This window comes from Pontibacter ruber (genome assembly GCF_023630205.1).
Lineage (GTDB): Bacteria > Bacteroidota > Bacteroidia > Cytophagales > Hymenobacteraceae > Pontibacter > Pontibacter ruber.
The window spans coordinates 89,839-110,573 of the sequence record NZ_JALPRR010000003.1; the positions used below are offsets into that span (position 1 = coordinate 89,839).

General features: G+C 49.1%; 17 protein-coding genes and 2 tRNA genes. 10 read left to right on the top strand and 9 right to left on the bottom strand.

Features of this window, described 5'->3' with window-relative positions:
- Positions 1-202 precede the first annotated feature (202 nt).
- Positions 203-2,341 carry a glycogen debranching protein GlgX gene (gene glgX / locus MJ611_RS12285; protein WP_250430112.1) on the top strand — a complete coding sequence of 713 codons (2,139 nt, stop codon included), beginning with the start codon at positions 203-205 and terminating at the stop codon, positions 2,339-2,341.
- A gap of 67 nt (positions 2,342-2,408) precedes the next feature.
- Entirely contained in the window at positions 2,409-2,687 is a 279-nt protein-coding gene (locus MJ611_RS12290; RefSeq protein WP_250430113.1) for a GNAT family N-acetyltransferase, read from the top strand.
- Positions 2,688-2,781: 94 nt separating this feature from the next.
- Here the strand turns inward: MJ611_RS12290 and MJ611_RS12295 are convergent, their stop codons facing one another.
- The gene (locus tag MJ611_RS12295) at positions 2,782-3,387 is read right to left on the bottom strand and encodes a superoxide dismutase family protein (RefSeq protein WP_250430114.1); all 606 of its coding nucleotides are present in this window, start codon (positions 3,385-3,387) and stop codon (positions 2,782-2,784) included.
- Positions 3,388-3,793: 406 nt separating this feature from the next.
- Here MJ611_RS12295 and MJ611_RS12300 point away from each other — a divergent pair, with 406 nt between their 5' ends.
- A complete protein-coding gene (locus tag MJ611_RS12300; RefSeq protein WP_250430115.1) occupies positions 3,794-4,192 on the top strand; it encodes a helix-turn-helix domain-containing protein in 399 nt (132 codons plus the stop codon).
- A gap of 128 nt (positions 4,193-4,320) precedes the next feature.
- Here the strand turns inward: MJ611_RS12300 and MJ611_RS12305 are convergent, their stop codons facing one another.
- The 3 genes from MJ611_RS12305 to MJ611_RS12315 all read right to left on the bottom strand — a co-directional run bounded on the left by MJ611_RS12305 (position 4,321) and on the right by MJ611_RS12315 (position 6,655).
- Positions 4,321-4,779, bottom strand: coding sequence for an META domain-containing protein (locus tag MJ611_RS12305; protein ID WP_250430116.1), 459 nt, complete (start codon positions 4,777-4,779; stop codon positions 4,321-4,323).
- 137 nt (positions 4,780-4,916) lie between these two features.
- Entirely contained in the window at positions 4,917-5,855 is a 939-nt protein-coding gene (locus tag MJ611_RS12310) for a hypothetical protein (protein WP_250430117.1), read from the bottom strand.
- Positions 5,856-5,980: 125 nt separating this feature from the next.
- Positions 5,981-6,655: a VOC family protein gene (locus MJ611_RS12315; protein ID WP_250430118.1), complete on the bottom strand. Its 675-nt coding sequence runs from the start codon at positions 6,653-6,655 to the stop codon at positions 5,981-5,983.
- Between the two features lie 465 nt (positions 6,656-7,120).
- Here MJ611_RS12315 and MJ611_RS12320 point away from each other — a divergent pair, with 465 nt between their 5' ends.
- From MJ611_RS12320 to thiL, 4 genes are all read left to right on the top strand, one after another.
- The gene (locus MJ611_RS12320; RefSeq protein ID WP_250430119.1) at positions 7,121-8,794 is read left to right on the top strand and encodes a catalase; all 1,674 of its coding nucleotides are present in this window, start codon (positions 7,121-7,123) and stop codon (positions 8,792-8,794) included.
- Positions 8,795-9,011: 217 nt separating this feature from the next.
- Positions 9,012-10,019, top strand: coding sequence for a DUF3667 domain-containing protein (locus tag MJ611_RS12325; RefSeq protein ID WP_250430120.1), 1,008 nt, complete (start codon positions 9,012-9,014; stop codon positions 10,017-10,019).
- 143 nt (positions 10,020-10,162) lie between these two features.
- Positions 10,163-11,962 carry a M61 family metallopeptidase gene (locus tag MJ611_RS12330; RefSeq protein ID WP_250430121.1) on the top strand — a complete coding sequence of 600 codons (1,800 nt, stop codon included), beginning with the start codon at positions 10,163-10,165 and terminating at the stop codon, positions 11,960-11,962.
- 779 nt (positions 11,963-12,741) lie between these two features.
- Entirely contained in the window at positions 12,742-13,767 is a 1,026-nt protein-coding gene (gene thiL, locus MJ611_RS12335) for a thiamine-phosphate kinase (RefSeq protein WP_250430122.1), read from the top strand.
- A gap of 140 nt (positions 13,768-13,907) precedes the next feature.
- On the opposite strand, the gene MJ611_RS12340 is transcribed toward thiL, so the two are convergent.
- Entirely contained in the window at positions 13,908-14,279 is a 372-nt protein-coding gene (locus MJ611_RS12340) for a hypothetical protein (RefSeq protein WP_250430123.1), read from the bottom strand.
- Between the two features lie 93 nt (positions 14,280-14,372).
- Positions 14,373-15,725 carry a 23S rRNA (uracil(1939)-C(5))-methyltransferase RlmD gene (gene rlmD / locus MJ611_RS12345; protein ID WP_262921680.1) on the bottom strand — a complete coding sequence of 451 codons (1,353 nt, stop codon included), beginning with the start codon at positions 15,723-15,725 and terminating at the stop codon, positions 14,373-14,375.
- A gap of 521 nt (positions 15,726-16,246) precedes the next feature.
- Between rlmD and MJ611_RS12350 the strand changes: the two genes are divergently transcribed.
- A complete protein-coding gene (locus MJ611_RS12350) occupies positions 16,247-17,056 on the top strand; it encodes an SDR family oxidoreductase (protein WP_250430125.1) in 810 nt (269 codons plus the stop codon).
- A 142-nt stretch (positions 17,057-17,198) separates the two neighbouring features.
- Here MJ611_RS12350 and MJ611_RS12355 read toward each other — a convergent pair whose 3' ends face one another.
- Positions 17,199-17,744, bottom strand: coding sequence for an SH3 domain-containing protein (locus tag MJ611_RS12355; protein ID WP_250430126.1), 546 nt, complete (start codon positions 17,742-17,744; stop codon positions 17,199-17,201).
- A 261-nt stretch (positions 17,745-18,005) separates the two neighbouring features.
- Here MJ611_RS12355 and MJ611_RS12360 point away from each other — a divergent pair.
- A tRNA-Lys gene (locus MJ611_RS12360) sits at positions 18,006-18,078 on the top strand.
- Between the two features lie 149 nt (positions 18,079-18,227).
- Positions 18,228-18,300: transfer RNA gene (locus tag MJ611_RS12365), tRNA-Lys, on the top strand.
- A 158-nt stretch (positions 18,301-18,458) separates the two neighbouring features.
- Here the strand turns inward: MJ611_RS12365 and MJ611_RS12370 are convergent.
- Both MJ611_RS12370 and MJ611_RS12375 read right to left on the bottom strand, forming a co-directional pair.
- On the bottom strand, positions 18,459-19,820 hold the full coding sequence (locus MJ611_RS12370; RefSeq protein ID WP_250430127.1) for a ribosome-binding factor A: 1,362 nt from the start codon (positions 19,818-19,820) through the stop codon (positions 18,459-18,461).
- Between the two features lie 95 nt (positions 19,821-19,915).
- Positions 19,916-20,674 (bottom strand): ABC transporter ATP-binding protein, encoded by a 759-nt coding sequence (locus MJ611_RS12375; RefSeq protein ID WP_250430128.1) that lies wholly within the window; start codon positions 20,672-20,674, stop codon positions 19,916-19,918.
- Between the last annotated feature and the right edge of the window lie 61 nt (positions 20,675-20,735).

Sequence of the window (20,735 nt, forward strand, 5' to 3'; positions counted from 1 at the left end):
ATACTTGCCGGAATGGTTCTCCTCAAACGGAGCTGCTGTAGGCCATTTTGTACTACTTCGTACTTTCCTCTTCCAGTGCTCCCACAGTCAAATCATGCTATACTTTTTAACTCAACAGACTACCTTTTGTATTTTCCGTACATGAGTTAACCTTTATTTAAAATTTAAAATAGTATCACAACCGCTATTAGGTTAGCTTTATATGACGAAAGAAAATATTACAGTATACCCGGGCAGCCCTTTTCCGCTGGGCGCCACATGGGATGGAAACGGAGTGAACTTTGCACTGTATTCTGAAAATGCAACAGCGGTGGAGTTGTGCCTGTTTAACAGCACCACCGACGAGAAAGAATATGCAAAAGTTAAACTGACCGAGCGGACACACCACGTATGGCATACTTACGTGCCGGAGCTAAAGCCGGGGCAGCTGTACGGTTACCGGGTACACGGGCCTTACGAGCCGCATAACGGGCACCGTTTCAACCCAAACAAGCTCCTGATCGATCCTTATGCAAAGGCAGTGTCGGGTACCATCGAGTGGCACGATGCCCTGTTTAGCTACGACATCGGCAACCCGAAGGAAGACATCAGTATGAGCAAGACCGACAGTGCTCCTTTTATACCGAAGTCTGTGGTGGTCGACCCTAATTTTGACTGGGGAAACGATAAGTCTCCGAAGATCCCGTACCACAAGTCGGTTATTTATGAAACGCATGTAAAAGGATTTACAAAGCTGCACCCCGATATTCCGGAAGAAATCCGCGGTACCTATGCCGCCATTGCGCACCCGGCCACTATCAATTATCTGAAAGAACTGGGCATTACGGCAATAGAACTGTTGCCCGTGCACCATTTTGTGACGGACCGCCATCTGCATGAAAATGGTTTGACCAACTACTGGGGGTATAACTCCATCGGCTACTTTGCCCCCGATGTGCGTTACTCCAGCAGCGGCACCCTGGGCGAGCAGGTAATCGAGTTCAAGAACATGGTGAAAGAGCTGCACAAGGCGGGCATCGAAGTGATCCTGGATGTGGTGTACAACCATACCGCAGAAGGCAATCACATGGGCCCGACGCTCTCTTTCAGGGGTATCGACAACGCCTCTTACTACCGGCTTACCGAAGACAAACGTTATTACATGGATTATACCGGCACGGGTAACACGCTCAACGCGATGATGCCGAGCGTGTTGCGCCTGATCATGGACAGCCTACGCTACTGGGTATTGGAAATGCACGTGGATGGGTTCCGATTCGACCTGGCCTCTACGCTGGCACGCGAACTGCACGAAGTAGACCGCCTGGGCTCTTTCTTCGACATCATCCACCAGGATCCTGTTATCTCGCAGGTAAAACTGATCGCAGAGCCTTGGGATATTGGTGAGGGCGGTTACCAGGTGGGCAACTTCCCGGCTGGCTGGACCGAGTGGAACGGCAAATACCGCGACTGCATACGCGATTACTGGCGCGGAGCCGAAAGTATGCTGGCCGAATTTGCCGAGCGCTTTACCGGCAGTTCCGACCTGTACCGGGATGATTACCGAAGGCCAACTGCCAGTATCAACTTCGTGACAGCGCATGATGGCTTTACGCTCAACGACCTGGTTTCTTACAACGAGAAGCACAACGAAGCGAACGGCGAAAACAACAACGACGGCGAGAGCCATAACCGCTCCTGGAACTGCGGCGTGGAAGGCCCGACAGACGACCCGGAAGTACAGAAGCTGCGAAAACAACAGAAGAGGAATTTCCTGACCACGCTGTTTTTGTCGCAGGGGGTGCCGATGCTGCTGGCCGGCGACGAGATAAGCCGCACCCAGAAAGGGAACAACAACGCTTACTGCCAGGACAACGAAATTTCCTGGGTAAACTGGGAAGCTGCCGATAAAGAGTTGCTCCGCTTCACACAGAAACTGATTCATTTCTACCGTAAGCACCCGGTTTTCAGCCGCCGCGGTTGGTTCCAGGGGCAACCTATCAAAGGGATCGGTATAGAAGATATTGCTTGGTTTCTGCCGGAGGGCGACGAGATGTCGGAAGAGCACTGGAACAATGATTTTGCCAAATCCATGGCGGTGTTCCTGAACGGGCACGGGCTGCGAAGCAAAGGTCCGAAAGGGGAGCATATTGTGGATGATAACTTTTATGTGATCTTTAACGCGCACCACGAGCCGCTGGAGTATAAGCTACCGGAAAAGAAGTATGGCCAACGTTGGGTGAAGATTTTAGACACCCATGAAGGCAAGGTAGATGAGAACATCAGCACCCATAAGCACGAGGAGGTGGTAACGGTAGCCGGTCGTTCGGTGGTGCTGTTGATCGAGGCCGGGAAAAAATAAGAATCGTAGAAAGGAAGAGCAGCAGTGCTGTGGTTTAGAGTATGTACAGATTAAATTTTTACCTAGGATGGAGATCAAGATAGTTCACGATGAAGAGTACCAACAGTTTACAATAGAGATGGGAGAGGACGATGCCGAACTGGCCTACTCCAAACCGGCGCCCGATACACTGGACTTTACACATACGTATGTACCGGAGTCAGCGCGCGGCAAAGGGATAGCCAACAAGCTGATCGAGGCCGGGCTGTGCTATGCAGAAGAAAACGGGCTACTCATTGTAGCTACCTGCCCGGTTGTAAAGAAGTTTATCAGCAGGAATCCTGATTATCAGAAACTGTTAAAATAAATTTTACAGCATATAAAACAGGCCTTTGGAAAACCAAAGGCCTGTTTCGTTTTAAAGGATTAGGAGCGGTTAATTCTTTATAATTGCCTGTTGCTTACTTACCGTTGTTCATTGTTCTGATCTGGCCGCAGGCGATGGGGAGTGTAGCTTCGTAGGTGCCATTTACTGTCATGCCGTGCAGTACAATCACATCGTTCTGAAGCGGCAGCAGGTCTATATTTTTAGTAATATCAAAGGTCATTTTATAATCGATGGTGCCATCTGGTGCAGTTGAGAACGGCGTTAACGAAAGCAGCACATCACCATAGTATGGCAAGCCTTCTGCCAGCTCCACGAGCCCGTCTCTGTCCGTATCAGCCGACATCGGCGGGCAAACAGCATTCTTGTTTTTGTCTTTAAAGCCGTGAATATGTTGTGGGTGCAGCGCATCAGGCTCCAGCCCTGTTGCCTGTACATGCACGGTCAGCATATCTCCTTCCAGCATCAAGGTGGCAGTGCCACTTACCCCGGAATTGTTCAGCGGCATGATGTCCACGGTGTAGGTTTTGTTCTGGTTCAGAGAGTTTAACCGATGACTTTCCTGCACCTGCTTGGCTGCCATTGTGGCGTCTGGTGCGACTTCCTCATCGCTGCAGGCACTGAAAACAAACAGGGTACTAACTGCCAAAAAAGCGGATGGTTGTAAGAATAAGTTCTTCATAGTTTTGTTGTTAAGTTGTAAATTTTTTGATGTGCGATACTTACGGTTAACAATCGCTGAACCGGACAAATGTTTGAAAGGTAGTGGCGAATGGATATCAAAGGATGGTGAAAGGTAGGTTTTAGTTAGTGAATGGAAAATCCGGCTGCTTTTGAGCAACCTCAAGGAAAATGACTGGCTATGATTTTCTTTAGGTTTTGCACCATTGCCCAAGGTGTGCCAACAGACAGCCCGGCCTTTTCAATGGTCTTCAAGATGATAGCACTACTACTTGAGTCAGAAGCTGTTCAGGAATTGAGGTTGAGATCATACTTGTGCTGCTCAGGAATTTGAGATTTCATACACACATCGTACACAGTAATTGCCTACTTTTGTGTATCCATACCTGGCACAAAGTGCAAAGCATATGCATAGAGGAGAGATCATAAAAGAAGCTATAAAGACAAGCGGCATCGCCATGAGCGTAGTAGCCGACAAACTGGGCATCAGCCGGAAAACACTCTACAATAAGTTTAAGGAATCGGCAATACCCTATAGCTTTATACTTCGCCTGGGCGAGGTAATACACCACGATTTCTCAAAGGAGTTTCCGCACCTGAACAAGAGCATCAAAAAGGAAACCTTGCCACAAGCGCCGGCTAACCTGCTATTGCCTTTCGACGGCGAGCCGCAGGAAGCACCTAAGCCCAACACGTTGAAAGACTGCGAAGCAGAGCTGCTGCAGTTGCAACGCAAGTATATTGCCTTGCTTGAGAAGTTTAATGAGCTGCTCCTGAAAACCCAGCAGGAAGAAATGAAGATGTAATCAAATCGATTTCCAGATGTTCCAATTAGGTAAGCTCACCCTAGCCCTCTCCTGAGCGGAAAGGGAGCTTTTTACCTGCTAACTTTTCCTGCTATAGCACAAAAGAACAGCTTATGGAGCTTTACCTGTTACCTTGCCTGTGGGAGTTCATCGGCACTGCCGGTACGGAAGGTGGCAACGGCTTTGTCGCCCTTGTAAAGCGTAAGAATTTCGCCTGCTATTCTGTAGGTTGTAACCTCTTCCAGCGTTTTGAGCAGGTAGTTTTCCAGCTCCATGTGCGGGCACGACATCCTGGTTACCGAAAGCTCATAGATCTTTAGCCTGTCACCGGTCAAATTATACTTCCCGCTAAACCGGTTGCACCCGGCAAAACCTTTTACATCACGGTCCTTGGCCTCGAACCTGAGGAAGCAGGGAGTGCCTTCGTCTGGAGCTATTTTTTCCTCACTGATAGAGTACAGTATCCAGTAGGTTTCTACTAGCGCGGTTGGCTCACCAATGGGTTGGGATGTAGGTACGGTGCAGGAAGTACCGAAGAGAAGTATAAACGCTATAAGTATGGCGAAAGCAGGGGCAGGTGTCAGCATAGTAAAAGTCTTTTTTGCAGATACGTACTGATAGCAATTAAGTATAGCTATACTTTGAACAGAGAAGGGTTGTAACCGTTCCCAAAAACAAAAGCCCACAACCATGGTTGTGGGCTTTTGCAATTTTACGGGTTGGTTTATCCTCTCAGGTCGCTTTGTCCCTGGCTGCTGATCGGGGAGTCGGCTGACCAGTCCGGGCCTGATTTACGGCCATAGCCACGCGGGCTGCGGCTTGGGTAATTATCGCTGGTGTGGTCGAAGAGTCCTTCGTCGCGGTCTTGCCCGTGATCGGCTAAGTAGGCTTTGTTAGAGCTGTAGCTGCCGGTCGAGTAGTTATCGTTGCGTCCTTCGCGGTTACGGTTGCGGCTGTCGTAGTTGGAGCCGTAATAGTTGCCATAGTCGTTCTGGCTTCTGTCGCGGGTATGCTCGCCACGATCGTAGTAGCGGTCGTCGAGGTTTTCGCTGTTTTCTATGCTGCGTCTGCCCGTCTGGGAGCCGTGTGCATAGTTATAGTTCTCGTCTGTTCCATACTGATCGAACCTTCTGCCATGCCCCGTGTTGCGGTAGCTGTTCTCCTGGCGGCTGTAGCGCTCGTTGTTGTTGTAATCAGCGCCGCCTTCGCGCCAGCCGGTGCCACGGGTTCTCTCATAACCGCCGTTGCGTTGGTTGCTCATGTATGGGTTCGGGTCGCCGTAGCGGTAGTGGTCTCTGCTTCCGGAGCCGGAATTGTAATTATCCTTATCCCGGTCGCCTTCGCCGCGGTGGCTGTAGCCCGTATTTTCCCACTGGTTCTGGTGCTGTTGTGCACCCTGCCGGCGATTGCCCTGCTGCTCGAAAGCGCCACGGTGGCTGCTGGCCCCGTAACCACCTACCGGACCCGGTGTGTTGCTGCCATAGTAAGATCCCTGGCTGCTGCTTACATTGCGGTATACATGCTCCTGGTCGGGCATGCCGTAGTAGTTGCCCTGGGTGGCGTTGTATCGGCTCAGGTAATTAGACAGGTTATAATCTCCTTCGTTCTGATCGTACGATCTGTTCTGGTTCTCTCGGTCGTAATAATGCTCGTTTCTATTCATAGCTCAATTGTTAGGATAAACATGGTTAACTCTGTTTTTAAACGAGCCTGCGCCTACAGTGTTTGAAAAATCCCTGAAAAGGCATGCCTTCTCAGAAGAACATCGGAGCATACTTGGGGCCTTGCTTATACAGCCTGGACAACCTGGCTGGAGCCGAGCGTTAATGTTCCGGGGTTGCCTGTCTGTACCGTAACGTGCATGGGTTTTGGGATGGCTTGGTTCAGTGTCGGGAACCACGGGCGCTGTTCCTCCACCACGATAAACATCCCTTCTTCATCACCTACTGCCTCAAATTTATCGTTTGCGGTTTTCCATCGTTGTAGCTGCAGCCGTGTTTTCAGTTCATTGGCACACCCCGTAACATCAGGTACAGGCAGGCCCACTTCTGCTATACTTAGTATTTGTGTTGCATCAAAAGCGCCCTCAGCGGTTGGTGCATTCCGGTGGGAGATCAGCTCGAGTATGTTGAAGTCAGGGTCGTAAAAGTATAAGGCCTGGGCACCCCATTCTTCGTGCTGTATCACAGGGGTTGCGCTTCCGGACTGGTACAGTGCTGCTGCCCGGTTGTTTAGCCACGAAGCTGCTTCTTCTATTTTGCCAGCGGGAATGTTGAAGGCAAAATGGTAAGGTCCTTCTTGAGATGTTTTTGTTGCTTTTCGGAAGGAGAGTGTGCTGCTTCCTACTGCTACCGTAAAGTAATTTTCTTCCTCTGAGATCAAAGGGAAACCCAGCACGGAAGTATAGAATTTCTTCAGCCTGGGAAGTAGGTTAGCTTCCAGCTCTAATGCGGTTATTTTCATGGTTTTATGGTATGCAACGTTGGTAAGTAAGATACGAAAGCAGTGACCTGATTGCCGCCTTTGACCTTTGCTTTTAACTTAAGATTTGCAAGCTATATTTTCTTATCCATCTGTTACACCGGACCTGGCTTGGCATGTACACGTTAATAAAAATTGATACTCCTCTCTTTTGTAACGGTTGCCGCTGTGCAGCAATTACCTTTTAGAGTTTTGAACTACTACCGGACTGCCTGTTTGCTTAGATGAACAAAAAGGCTGCTTTAGATCTGACACTTTTAAGTATACCAAAGGTGTGGGTTCGCAGCCTTCCTCATACTTCCTAATCGCAGCATATCGAAAAGCGGGTGCAGATAACAATGACGTATGATCGGCTGTTATAGAAGAAGATCGTTTTTCAAGCTGCTCATAATGAACACTATCGGGATAATGTCGTAAAAACAAAGCTAAGATTAAACCAATATTTTTATGGATAAAGATAAAAAGACATCAGGTAACGGATCTGCTTACAGAAAGGCCTCCAAATCCAACACACGTCAGCAAGGCAACGGCAAAGCTGGCGGCAGCACCCTCACCACCCGCCAGGGGCACCCGGTTACCGATAACCAGAACATCCGCACCGTAGGTAACCGCGGACCAGCCACGATGGAGAACTACCACTTCATCGAAAAGATCTCCCACTTCGACCGGGAGCGTGTGCCTGAGCGCGTGGTGCATGCGCGGGGAGCCGGTGCGCATGGTGTGTTCCAGTCTTACGGCATGGTAGGCAACGACCCGGTGGAGAAATTTACCCGCGCCAAGGTGTTCAGGAAGGGCAAAGAAACACCGGTGTTTGTGCGCTTCTCTACGGTAGGCCACGGCACCCACTCCCCGGAAACACTCCGCGACCCGCGAGGCTTTGCTGTGAAATTCTACACCGAAGACGGCAACTGGGACCTGGTAGGCAACAACCTGAAGATCTTCTTTATCCGCGATGCCATGAAGTTTCCGGACCTGATCCACTCGCAGAAACCGGATCCGGTAACCAACATCCAGAGCGCCGAACGTATTTTCGACTTTTTCTCTGGTACGCCAGAGGCAACCCACATGATCACGTTCCTGTACTCGCCCTGGGGCATACCGGCTACGTACCGCCAGATGCAGGGCTCCGGCGTGAACACCTACAAGTGGGTGAATGCCGATGGCGAAGCCGTGCTGGTGAAGTACCATTGGGAGCCGATGAAGCAGGGCATCCGCAACCTGACGCAAAAGGAGGCGCAGGAGATACAAGCCAAGAATTTTAACCACGCCACCCAAGACCTGTACGAAGCCATAGAACGCGGCGATTTTCCGGAGTGGGAACTGAATGTACAGATCATGAGCGACGACGATCATCCGGAGCTCGACTTCGACCCGCTCGACGATACTAAACTATGGCCAAAAGAGCAGTTCCCGTGGTACCCGGTAGGCAAGATGACGCTGAACCGTAACCCTGTAGATTATTTTAACGAGGTAGAGCTTTCTGCTTTCGGTACCGGTGTGCTGGTAGATGGCCTCGATTTCTCGGATGATAAAATGCTGCAGGGCCGTACTTTCTCATATTCCGATACCCAGCGTTACCGCGTAGGAGCCAACTATTTACAGTTGCCGATCAATGCGCCGAAGACGCACGTAGCCACCAACCAGCGCGGCGGCCAGATGGCGTTCGATACCGACTTTGCCGAAGGCCAGAACATCCACGTAAACTACGAACCCTCTATACTTGGCGGGCTGCAGGAAGCGCCTAAGCCGGGTAAGGACTATACGCCGCGCTACGAAGCCAACCTGGTGCGACAGCCCATCGAGCGTGCCAATCCGTTCAAGCAGGCCGGTGAAACGTTCCGCAACTTCGAGGACTGGGAGCGCGAAGAACTCATCAATAACCTGGGCAACGACCTGGCCAAGTGCGACAAGCGCATTCAGGAGAAAATGCTGGAGTACTTTACGCAGGCCGACGAAAACTATGGCCGCCTGGTAAGAGAGCGCATCGAGCGGGCAACCAAAGAACTGATGAAGATGAAGCAGGCGAAGATTGCCGGCACCGATGGTCCGCTGGGTAATGTTACCGGCGAGGCAGGTGTAGAGCAGGCGCAGCAGGATTCTCACTCAGCGAAACCCTATTAAGTATACTTTTGCCAAAGTATACTTAGTATAATCCGAAGCCGTGATCAGTTTTTCTGGTCACGGCTTTTCTTTTAACCTACAGGCCAGATTGCGGCTTTTACTTTCTTCAATTACTTCTCTAACTTTTAATATATTCGGTTTCTTAAATATTTACTTTTAAGTATAAGTCAGGAAAGAATAAGTTGCTTATTTTTGAGCCTCGTTCTGCAACTAAACTATGAAAAAACATCACCGATCCGATAACAACTGCCTTAACTGCGGCTCAACTGTTCCCGATAAATTCTGCTCAAACTGCGGCCAGGAGAACCTGGAACTGCATGAAAGCTTTCTGCACCTGGTGCTGCACAGCGTAGGCCACTACTTCCATTTAGAGTCAAAGTTCTTTAAAAGTATAGTGCCGCTCTTAACAAAGCCGGGATACCTGACGCAGGAGTATTTTGCTGGTAAACGCGCCTCGCATCTCAACCCGATCAGCATGTACATCTTTATCAGCATCGTGTTTTTTTCGCTTTTCACTCTCAACTCAAACAGCAACAAAAAGGAAGTGATAAAGGATAAAGCTGTCGCGGAGAATACTTTAACCAAAGCGGAAGCGGAGCAGGTAAAAAAAGTTGTCGGCAGTGCAGTATCTGAAGAAGCGGGTGAACAAACGTACAACCTCCTCGACAAAGAGCAGGCAATTGCAGACAGTACCGGCAGGAAAAACGAGGCAGTAGTTGCTGCCGCCCCTCCTGTAACACCCTCAGATGTGGCAGTAAATGTTTTTGGAAACAATGCTGTATCACACTCTCTGAAAACAAAATTCAAGGAGCTGAAGGAGGATGAAGTGAAATGGGAGCTCTTCAAGATCAAACTGGTGAGTCACCTGCCCAAAATGATGTTTATCCTGCTGCCCTTGTTTGCCCTGATCCTGAAGCTGGTAAGCTACCGCTCTTCCAAGTATTATGTAGAGCACCTGATCTACTCCATCCATGTGCACTCGTTCCTTTTCCTGTTTGGCGCTATCCTGATTGTTGTGCAATGGATACTGCCTTTTCTCTCGGACTGGATACAGGGCCTCGGGCTTTTAGTCATGCTATGGTATATCTACCGGTCCATGCGCAACATTTACAGGAGTTCACGCTGGGGTACAGTCAACAGGTTTTTATTGCTCGGGTTTGCCTATAGTATACTGATGTTGCTGAGCGGCACCATCGTAACACTTGCCACCCTTTATACCATGTAAGTTGCTGCCGAAGTATAACAGCAAAGGTCTCTGCTTATACTTTCCCGCTGCTGGTCGAGAAGTATAACAGGTTAGTCTATAACTTTCTTCCATTGAAAAATGATTTCATACTTTAGTCGATTGAATTATCGTTTGACTAACCTATGAAAAGACTAACCATTGCCCTTGGGTTATTTGCCCTGTTTACTTTATCTCCGGATGCCCAGGCTGGCAAAACACCCGAACTGACCTACCACGTTAACCTGAATGACCGCGCCGACGATCGTTTTAAGGTGACGCTGAACGTGAAAGGGTTGAAAGAAGAAAACAACATCTTCCAGTTTGCTGCCACCGCCCCCGGCACTTACCAGACCATGGACATCGGTCGGTTCGTGCGCGAGTTCAAAGCCTACGACAAGAAGGGGCGTGAGCTGGAAGCCAGGCAGATCAGCACCAACCAATGGCAGCTGAGCAACCCGAAAAAAGTACGCAAAATAACCTATCAGATCGCCGAGACCTGGGACACCAAAGTAGATAAAAATACGGTGTACTGGATGTGCGGCACCTCGCTGGAGCAGGACCACGCGCTTATTAACGGGCAGGGGGTGTTTGGCTACATAAAAGGATTGCAGGCAGCTCCCTTGAAAGTAAAACTGGACTACCCGCAGGAGTGGCTGGTGGGTACGGCCCTGAAGCCGGACAACAAAGGCTACTACACCGCCACCAGCTACGACCACATCGTGGATTCGCCTATACTTGCCGGCAACCTGACCAAAGCCGAAACGAAGTATAACAACACCACCATCGACATTTATACTTACTCCAAAACCGGCAAAATCAAGTCGCAGGACCTGCTGCAGAACATGACTACCATGCTGGAAGCTGCCCACAAGTTTGTGGTCGATTTTCCGGTAGACCGTTATACTTTCCTGTATCACTTCGAGGATGCATCGTGGGGCGCCTGGGAGCATTCGTATAGTTCGGGCTATGTGATGGAGGAGCAAGACCTCACACCTGCCTACGCACAGCATATTACGGATATTGCTGCACATGAATTCTTCCATGTGATCACGCCGCTCAACATCCACAGCGAGATCATCGAGCGGTTTAACTTTGTAACCCCTACGCCGTCGCAGCACCTGTGGCTGTACGAGGGAACTACCGAATGGGCCTCCGACATCATGCAGCTGCGCGGGGGGCTGATGGACCTGCCGGCTTATCTGGAGGATATCAGCATGAAACTCAGGTATGCAGACCAGATGGACAAGAACTACAGCCTGCAGAAACTGGCTTTAACCTCTTATACTCCGGAAGGGCAGAAGCAGTACGGCAACATCTACAACCGGGGTGCGGTAACAGCAGCCTTGCTCGATATCCGCTTGCTGGAGCTTTCGGGTGGTAAGCGCGGCCTGCGCGAAGTAATAAACGAACTGTCGAAAGAGTATGGCCCGCAAAAAGCATTCCCGGAGAACGAGTTCTTTGATCTGTTTGTAGCCAAAACCTATCCGGAGATCGGCGACTTCTTCAACCGCTACATCATCAACGCGGAGCCCCTGCCGCTGGCCGAGTATTTCGGTAAACTCGGCATCACCTATGTTCCATCTGTTTTAACAGGGAAGAAAATACCTGCCATGGGCTACGACTTCGGCTTTGTGGATGGAAACCTGATCTTTACAAAGCCCAACGAAAAGATACAAAAGATGGGCTTACAGGAGCATGATGTACTGGTAGCCTTCGAGGGCACAGCCATCACGTTGCAGAACGCCAATAAGGAGTTATCCAGGCTTGCCACCCTAAAGCCCGGCGATACCTATACCTACACCGTGCAGCGTAACGGCAAGCAGCAACAGGTAAAGCTGCAGCTGTTGGAAAGAGAAGAGGAACTGGAACATCAATTTAAAGCAAACGAGCAGGCTACCCCTGAACAACTGGCCCTGCGCAACAGCTGGATGCAGAACCTGTAGAGATTGAGATTATACTTTAAAGCCCCTGCACAAGTGCAGGGGCTTTTTGTTTTTAGCCTTTATAGTTGATAAAGTTATGCATCAATATGGCGCGAGCATCCTTGTTCGTGACTTGCTATAGTCGGCCTCTGGCCTAGTTAAATTATAGAATCAATTTTATATGTTTATTTGTAAAGCATGAAATAAGCCTTAGGTATAAACAAGAGTTATACTTTCAAAGTTACTGATGTCCAATCACCCCTGCCCCCTCAGAGCTACGCTCGCTAGCTTCGAACTCGCGTTCTCGCTAGTCTAAGGAGGCGAATTTGTTTGTTGCCATACACGATCCTTTGTTATCCTGAAAGGATCGTGTGGGAAGGGAGGGGAGGGGACCTAATTCTGCTATACTTGAAAGTATAAGTTTTATAGCTGCTTCTAGGTCATCCCCCTGCCCCCTTCAAAGGGGGACTAGGTTCCAGTTCCATGGCAGCTTACGAAGCGGTGTTATTTCCAGTCCTTGGGTTGAGCGCCTTCTGGGTTTCCGGTGCCCTTTAGGGCATTGCGACCGAAGGGTAGCAAAGGAAAGCTAGACAGCGCGATGCCCAAGGACGAGGCCCCGCGGCCTTGAGCGCACCAAAGTATAAAATGAAACTATAGGCAAGTAAAGCTGAGGAAAACCAGCTGCTACGAAGCAACAGGCTTGCCGGCAAAAGTATACCTCAGATTACACAGTTAACTTATCCTTCACAAACATCTCTCTATAAATTCGTACCTTTGCAAGTATAAAGCAGAAGAACACGATGAGTAACTATACGCCGTTAAGCGAAGTTGGCGAATTTGGCCTGATCAAACGAATCAAAGACAAAGTGGAGCTGAGAAATGAATCCACTATCAAAGGAATTGGCGATGATGCCGCGATCATTGAGCCGGGCGAGAAACAGATCGTAGTCACCAGCGACATGCTGCTGGAAGGCGTACATTTCGACCTGACATTCTGCCCGCTGAAGCACCTGGGTTATAAAGCCGTAGCCGTGAACGTTTCGGACATCGCGGCCATGAACGCGAAACCTACGCAAATCACGGTAAATATCGCGTTGGGTGCCAAGTATACAGTAGAGGCGGTGGAAGAACTATACGAAGGTATTTCCCTAGCCTGCGAAAACTATAACGTAGATCTGGTAGGCGGCGACACCACCTCTTCCAGAACCGGCCTGATCATCAGCATCACGGCCATTGGCGAAGTTGCCAAAGGCGAAGCCGTATTGCGCAGTGGCGCCCAGGTTAACGACCTGATCTGTGTGACCGGCGACCTGGGAGCGGCTTATTTGGGCTTGCAGATACTGGAGCGCGAAAAGCAGGCTTTCCTGGCCGACCCGGAAATGCAGCCGCAGCTCGAGGACAGACAATACATTGTTGGTAGGCAGCTGCGCCCGGAGGCACGCATGGACGTGATCCACGACTTCAAGGAGCGGGGCATCAAACCTACCTCCATGATCGATGTGTCGGATGGGTTAGCATCAGAGCTTTTCCATATCTGTGCCCAATCTAATGTAGGGGCCACCATCTACAAAGACAACCTGCCGGTAGACGAGCAGACATTAGAGGCCGCCATGGAGTTTAGCCTCGACCCGATCACTTGTATTCTAAATGGGGGAGAGGATTACGAACTGCTCTTCACGGTGCCGCTGTCAGACTACGACAAAGTTAAAAACCACCCGGACCTCAGCATCATCGGCAAGATCACCGAGCGAAGCGAAGGCATAAACCTGGCCAACAAGCACGGCCAGTCGTTCCCGCTAAAAGCCCAGGGCTGGCAGCATTTTTAAGTTTCTTGACAAATGACATAAGACAGTTTGACAAAAGACTAACTTGTCATAACAAAAAAGAGAAGCGATTTCGCTTCTCTTTTTTGTTTGAAGTCAATTCAGGAATAAATGTCCTTTGTCACGTTGTCATTTGTCTAAAATCAATCCTCCGGATAAGGGATAAAGACGAAGTTGGTAAAGTTTTCACCGTCTACTACAAACAGGCAGCAGTATTCGTCCGGGTCTTTGTAGGCAGCCACAAAATCCTCAATCTTTTCTTCATCTACCAGCTTATGGCGTATAAAATCTTCGAGGTAAGAAGCATAAATATGCCACTCCAGCGCCAGGTCTTCTTTCGCCAGGAACAGCGAGCCAATCGGTACATCGGTGCGGCTAAACACAAAAATTGGGTACTTCGATATGTCTCTTTTGCGCACCTGGTACGACGCTTCTTTTAGCGTTTCGGCCACCACCACAAAATCCTTGGAGATGGTGCCCAGGTATTTTCCATTCAGTTCCGGATCGTTTTGCATATACTTATTTGCGTATCATGTAGCACGTATCAAGTAGCAAGACTTTCGTGTATTTTTGTCGTGATACCTGATACGTACTACGCGATGCGTATATTATTTCGCTGTTAACAATACAATATTTTCTACGTGGTGCGTCTGCGGGAACATGTCCACAGGCTGCACGCGGGTTACCTCATACTTCTCCGAAAGCCACTCCACGTCGCGGGCCTGCGTGGCCGGGTTGCAGCTCACGTACACTATGCGTTCCGGGTGCACCTGCAGCAATTTCTTCACCACATCCTCGTGCATGCCGGCTCTCGGCGGATCCGTGATCACCACATCCGGTCTGCCGTGTCGTGCAATCAGCTCATCCGATAGGATATCCTTCATGTCGCCGGCGTAGAAGGTAGTGTTGGTGATGTTGTTGATCTGCGAGTTGATTTTCGCGTCTTCGATAGCACTTGGCACATACTCGATACCGATCACTTCTCGGCATTGCTTCGCCACAAAGTTGGCGATGGTGCCTGCTCCGGTGTACAGGTCGTATACCAATTCGTTGCCGGTCAGTCCTGCAAATTCGCGGGCCTTGTCGTACAGCACATAAGCCTGCGTGGCGTTGGTTTGGTAAAACGATTTTGGTCCTACCCGGAAACGGATGCCTTCCATCTCTTCGTGGATGTAGGGCAGCCCCTTGTAGCAAACCACCTCCAGGTCGTGAAAGGTTTCGTTGCCCTTGGGGTTTACGATATACTGCAGCGACGTGATCTCCGGGAACTTCGCCTGCAGGTGGTCCAGCAGCCCTATTATTGCTTCCTGGTCGTCGTAAAATACCTGCAGGATCACCATCAGCTCCATGGTGTTTGCGGTACGGATGATCAGGTTGCGCAGGAAACCTTCCTGACGGATCACATCAAAAAAGGACAGGTTGTGCTCGCGGGCATACTGCTTTACCTCCAGCCTGATATCGTTGGAAGGAGCAGGCTGCAGGTAACAGTTCTTTATGTCCAGGATCTTATCGAAACGGCCAGGTATGTGGAAGCCCAGTGCATTGCGGTCAAAATCTTCTCCTGATTTGATCTGCTCGTTTGTAAGCCAGCCGTAGTTGGAGAAGGTAAACTCTAACTTGTTTCGGTAAAAGCTGGTAGGGCTGGAGCCAAGTATAGGATCGAACTCCGGCAGCGGCACTTTGCCAATGCGCTCCAGGTTGTCCTTTACCTGCTTCTGCTTGTAATGTAGCTGGGTATCATAGCCAATGTGCTGCCACTTACAGCCACCACATACGCCGAAGTGTTCGCAGAAAGGCTCCACACGCAGTTCTGAAAACTCCCGGAAGCGAACGGGCTCCGCCTCCATAAAGCTCTTCTTTTTGCGTTTGATCTGCAGGTCCACTACATCGCCGGGCGCTACACCAGCCACAAAAATAACCATGTTGTTATGGCGCGCCAGGCATTTGCCTTCAGCCACCATCTCTTCAATTCGTATATTTTCGAGTATCTCGAATGTCTTCTTGTTCTTTCTCACAGTACTGCAAAATTAGCTAATTTTTGGGAGAAGGTCATTAATCGTCATTTGTCCGACCTGAGAAACCTCTTTTAGCTGAAGTTTATACTTATTGCATATACAAGAGGACAGGGGGTGGTTGAACCATAGCAACTATGAATCTCATACTTGCAAAGTGACAACAGGCAGAGAATCCTTTCTAAAGAGGGGTAGGGGTATGTAAAAATCCTGTTTATCTTTAAATCCCGCAAATCCTGATGCAGACCCTCCCTGCCTGTCCCTGCGGGCCAGTTGAGTCGGAGACTCTGGCACCATTGTTAGTCACAAATCTGGAGATTCGCGCCAGGAATTAATAATTTCTTATTCATACTTATAAAAAGTGGACTGTTGTAGCACTCCCAACAATTTCCAACAACATTTCCTGCATAAATAGTAGCTTTGCCAAAGCAACTGTAACATACAGTTACTGCAGGATTTGAATTGTAGCAATGAAAAATAAAGTAGTCTTAATTACAGGCGGTACATCAGGTATTGGCAAAGCCTGCGCGTTTGTGTTTGGCAAGGCTGGAGCAAAAGTGGCTATCTCAGGGCGTAACCAGCAAAACCTTACGGAAACTTCTCAGGAATTGGCAGCAGCTGGAATCGATAACCTTGCGATAAATGCCGATGTGAGTATAGAGGAGCAATGCGAGCGAATGGTGGCGGAAACGGTTGCCAAGTATGGCCGCCTCGATGTACTGATCAACAATGCCGGTATTTCGATGCGAGCCCTTTTCGAGGACCTGGACCTGGATGTGATCCGGAAGGTAATGGACATCAATTTCTGGGGCACTGTGTATACTACCAAGTATGCACTGCCGCACATCATGGCCACCAAAGGCTCGGTTATTGGTATTTCTTCTATTGCAGGCTACAGAGGGCTCCCGGCGCGCACGGGGTACTCGGCTTCAAAATTTGCCATGCACGGTTTCCTGGAGACACTCCGCACCGAAATGCTGCACAAAGGCGTGCACGTACTCATCGCTTGTCCGGGCTTTACAGCTTCCAACATCCGCAACACAGCTCTGGCGGCAAATGGTCAGCAGCAGGGCGAATCACCGCGCAATGAAGGAAATATGATGACTGCCGAAGAAGTAGCCGAAAGAATTCTGAAGGCTACCCTACAGCGCAAGCGTGATCTGGTAATGACCTTTCAGGGCAAACTTACCGTGTTTCTGAACAAGTGGTTCCCAAGCCTTACCGATAAACTGGTGTACAACCACATGGCCAAAGAGAAGGACTCTCCGCTTAGTAAGTAAGTTCGTTGATCGTGTTTCGTTTGTCGTTTTTTGATTAGGGAAGTATACTTTAAGGTATAAGCTGTTGTAGTAGCTGCAGGGTACAATTAGCGTATCCAAATTAAGAACGCGACAAACGAAACACTAAAAACGACACACGAAACTAAGGCAGTTCCAGCAGGTTGGTCTTGCGGATGTAAGCTTTCTCGCCTTTCCATTTAATCTCATACCAGATATCCTGTTCGCCCGTAATCGGAACTTTGTGGCCTTCTGAGGCCGTAGTTACCCACGATGCCCCCGCCGAAGGAGCCGACATAATGGCTACGTGGTTGTTCTTGATGATGCCCGCATCTCCCAGGTTGAGGAAGTTGATGTAATAAAGAATAAAGAACAGGTACAGGATAAATCCGACTTTAAAAGTAGGAGTGAATTTGTGCCCTTTTCGCCAACTGATCACCATAACCGTAACGGTTACAACAGCTGCCAGAAGCATCAGTTCCAGTATGCGCATGTAGTGTTTGCTGAACTGTGTTTTAAAGAACTGCAGGTCGTTGTACTCGTAGCCCAGCAGGCGGTGTGCCTGTGCCAGCTCTTCCATCTTTTTAAGCACAGAACGGCTGGGCTGCTTGGTGTAGAACAGGTGGAGGTAGTACATGGCCCCGGTATAATCGCGAAGACCTTCTTTGATGTAGGCCATCTTTAGCAGCATTTGTGGGGAGTATTGCCGCTGCTGTTGCAGAATATCTTCGTATAAGGTAAAAGCTTCGGTGTATTGTTGCCTGTTAAACAACGAATCTGCCTGTTTTATAGTAAAATTATTTGCCTGACTATAAACAGGTTTGCACAATAGCAGTAAAAAAACGAGCACAAAACCCGATAATTTGGAACAAATATTTTGCATTTAATCAGATAGCTGTTACTTTTGCAACGCAATTCAGGGAAACGCCTTGAGAATGCAAGTTAACAAAAAGATTCTGTAGCTCAGCTGGTAGAGCAATACACTTTTAATGTATGGGTCCTGGGTTCGAATCCCAGCGGGATCACAAAAGAAAGCATCAGCCTTTTCCGTAAGAGAAGGCTTTTTCTTTCTCCTTCTTCTGAAGAAGGGTTGTTAAAGAAGTTTAAATTTTGTTTTGCTTTTTAAAATTTAGCTTCTAATTTTGCCCTCCCTAACAAGGGAAAAACAAGTACCGATTCTGTAGCTCAGCTGGTAGAGCAATACACTTTTAATGTATGGGTCCTGGGTTCGAATCCCAGCGGGATCACTGAAAATGAAAGCCACTCCGAAACGAGTGGCTTTTTTGTTTTTATACCTCCTGCCTTTATCCGCGCCTACAAAGTATAAGCCCCTGCTATAACATAATAGCAGGGGCTTATACTTTATCTAAAACTGTTAATTGCTTATTGTTTACTGATAACTGTTCTAAGCTTCTGTCTTGTAAAGGGTTTCGAAGATCTTGTACTTATACTTTTGATACACCCTGAGCACTGCTACCATCGCAAACAAGGCACCACCAATAAGAAGCGGGTAAAGCAGGTACAGGAGCGGATGCAGCAACGGCGTGAACAGCAACCCCATCAGGAAAATAGAAACAAAGCTGAACAAATACGATGTTTTGGCACCAAAGCTCATAATTCCGCCACTTACCACCTTCGGACTTACAAACGACGCGATCAATGCCACAGGAGTTAATACTAGTACCGATGCTGCATACAGCAGTAGTATAAAGGTTGCATGCTCATGGTTAAACAGGGCCACGTAAAGTATAGCCAGCGTTGCATCGATCAACAAGGGCACACGGAGGGGCATCAGACTGGCCAGCAGAAAGTCTTTGTAATTGCCGGTAGCCCGCTCGGTTGTTAGCCAGAGGTTTTTATAAAATCCCCAGATGTTGTTGAACACATACGAGTAAAGCACCACTGGCCCCATAAACAGCCAGATGGTAGGATTCTTGTCCAGAATGTGGTAGCCTTTGAGGGTATAAACCAGCGCGTCTACCGCCAGCATCAGTACCTTAAAGCCTAAGCCGAACAGTAGCAGCGGGCGAGCTGTTTTGTGGTTTTTGAAGAGCCTCCAGGCAAGGCTGCGCCGGGCGTTCTGGCTATAGTTTACTACCCTGCGCTTTGGCTCGTAAGCAGCCTGCTCCAGAAAGTAATTAGAAGCCAGGAAGGCTCCCAGTGAGGCCAGGTGCACCACCATCAGGGGCAGCTGGTAAGTCGGTTCATACATTGGTACCCGCACCTGAAGGGCCACAAAAGCGGCTGCCATTACAGCTGCTGCAAAAAACATGCTGTGGCGCCACCTGATCTTGCGTTCAACCAGTATCTGCAGCGAGCGACGTGTTACGTGGGCCGTAATCAATACAAGTAGTCCCTGCAGCAGGTGCAAAAAATTGTAATCCGGCGAAAGCAGGAACAGCACGAACAAGAAGTTGAGCAGCACAAAGTAAAAAGGAGATACCAGCTCTACGGCCAGTTCGGTCCAGAAGCGCTGGAGTGGGGGAATGGGGTAAATCCGTTGGATAAATTCTGTCCTGGGGATATAGGCTGGGAAAAAGCCGCGCAGCACGGTAAAAGCCAGCAACAGCAGGTTGGCATAGCCTAACACTTTTTCCACGCTTGGGTTGATGCCTCCTTCGTGCGCCTTTTGCAGCAGCAACGTAAAGATCCAGCTGTAAAAACCGGACAGCACAATGCCAAGTGCCAGCAGCAGCACACGCTGCAATCGCTTCTGACGGAAATAGCTGTTTAGCCTTGCTTTGCAGGAATAAAGAATCAGATCCATTAAATAAAGTAAAATCTTAGTTAAAGAATTAAAGAGTCGGAGAGTTAAAGAGTCCCATGTTGCGGCTCTGTAACTCGGGTGGCTTAACTCTTACCCTAATTTAACATCCAGTCAATGTTAGCTTCGGTGTTGTGGTGCGGCAACAAAAGCTGGAAGAGTGCCTGGTCGATCAGGTGCTTGCCATTCATCGTGAACTCCTCAACAGAGCCGTTGTACATCAGCTGGCCATCGTTAAGCACCCCGATATGCGTCGCCACACGCTCCACGTAATTCAGGTCGTGAGAGGAAATAAGCACCACCCGATTCGGGTTCCGGTAGCTTCGGATGAGTTGTACCAGCAACTGCGCCGCAATCGGGTCAAGGCCTGTAAAGGGCTCGTCAAGTATGAGCACGCTTGGTTTGTGCAGGATCGAGGCGGCTATTCCTACTTTCTTCTTCATACCCGTTGAGTAACCGGCTATGTTCTTGTGCAGCGACTCCCTGTCTGTGAAAAAGTAATTGGTCAGGCTGCTGATGCGCTCCTGGGCCTCTTCCGGCGACAGGCGGTACAGCTTTGCCACAAAGTTGAGGTACTCCAGGCCTGTAAATTCTTCAATCAGCGGATTGTCCTCGCAAAGCGCACCGAGGCTCTGCTTTACCTCCAGGTTATGGTTATGATAATCTTTGCCCAACAGCGTTATGGTGCCGGCATCAGGCTTGATCAGGTCAAGTATACAATTCAGAAAAGTGCTTTTGCCGATACCATTTTTGCCCAGGAGGCAGTAGCACTGGCCATTTTCTATAGTTAAGTTCAAATCTTGCAGCACTTGCTTCTTGCCAAATGCTTTTGATAGTCCGCTTATCTCGATGCTCATATATAATGTACTTTTGGCAACTACCTGTATAGTCTAACCGCTTGCTATACAGTGATAAAGG

Bases quoted from the DNA above. Each gene is read 5' to 3' on its own strand.
- MJ611_RS12290 (WP_250430113.1), top strand. From the start codon at position 2,409: ATGGAGATCAAGATAGTTCACGATGAAGAGTACCAACAGTTTACAATA.
- MJ611_RS12340 (WP_250430123.1), bottom strand. From the start codon at position 14,279: ATGCAAAACGATCCGGAACTGAATGGAAAATACCTGGGCACCATCTCC.
- MJ611_RS12325 (WP_250430120.1), top strand. From the start codon at position 9,012: ATGAAAAAACATCACCGATCCGATAACAACTGCCTTAACTGCGGCTCA.
- MJ611_RS12330 (WP_250430121.1), top strand. From the start codon at position 10,163: ATGAAAAGACTAACCATTGCCCTTGGGTTATTTGCCCTGTTTACTTTA.
- MJ611_RS12370 (WP_250430127.1), bottom strand. From the start codon at position 19,820: ATGGATCTGATTCTTTATTCCTGCAAAGCAAGGCTAAACAGCTATTTC.
- MJ611_RS12310 (WP_250430117.1), bottom strand. From the start codon at position 5,855: ATGAATAGAAACGAGCATTATTACGACCGAGAGAACCAGAACAGATCG.
- MJ611_RS12300 (WP_250430115.1), top strand. From the start codon at position 3,794: ATGCATAGAGGAGAGATCATAAAAGAAGCTATAAAGACAAGCGGCATC.
- MJ611_RS12375 (WP_250430128.1), bottom strand. From the start codon at position 20,674: ATGAGCATCGAGATAAGCGGACTATCAAAAGCATTTGGCAAGAAGCAA.
- thiL (WP_250430122.1), top strand. From the start codon at position 12,742: ATGAGTAACTATACGCCGTTAAGCGAAGTTGGCGAATTTGGCCTGATC.
- MJ611_RS12355 (WP_250430126.1), bottom strand. From the start codon at position 17,744: ATGCTGCTAAAGATGGCCTACATCAAAGAAGGTCTTCGCGATTATACC.
- MJ611_RS12305 (WP_250430116.1), bottom strand. From the start codon at position 4,779: ATGCTGACACCTGCCCCTGCTTTCGCCATACTTATAGCGTTTATACTT.
- MJ611_RS12320 (WP_250430119.1), top strand. From the start codon at position 7,121: ATGGATAAAGATAAAAAGACATCAGGTAACGGATCTGCTTACAGAAAG.
- MJ611_RS12350 (WP_250430125.1), top strand. From the start codon at position 16,247: ATGAAAAATAAAGTAGTCTTAATTACAGGCGGTACATCAGGTATTGGC.
- glgX (WP_250430112.1), top strand. From the start codon at position 203: ATGACGAAAGAAAATATTACAGTATACCCGGGCAGCCCTTTTCCGCTG.
- rlmD (WP_262921680.1), bottom strand. From the start codon at position 15,725: ATGGTGGCTGAAGGCAAATGCCTGGCGCGCCATAACAACATGGTTATT.
- MJ611_RS12295 (WP_250430114.1), bottom strand. From the start codon at position 3,387: ATGAAGAACTTATTCTTACAACCATCCGCTTTTTTGGCAGTTAGTACC.
- MJ611_RS12315 (WP_250430118.1), bottom strand. From the start codon at position 6,655: ATGAAAATAACCGCATTAGAGCTGGAAGCTAACCTACTTCCCAGGCTG.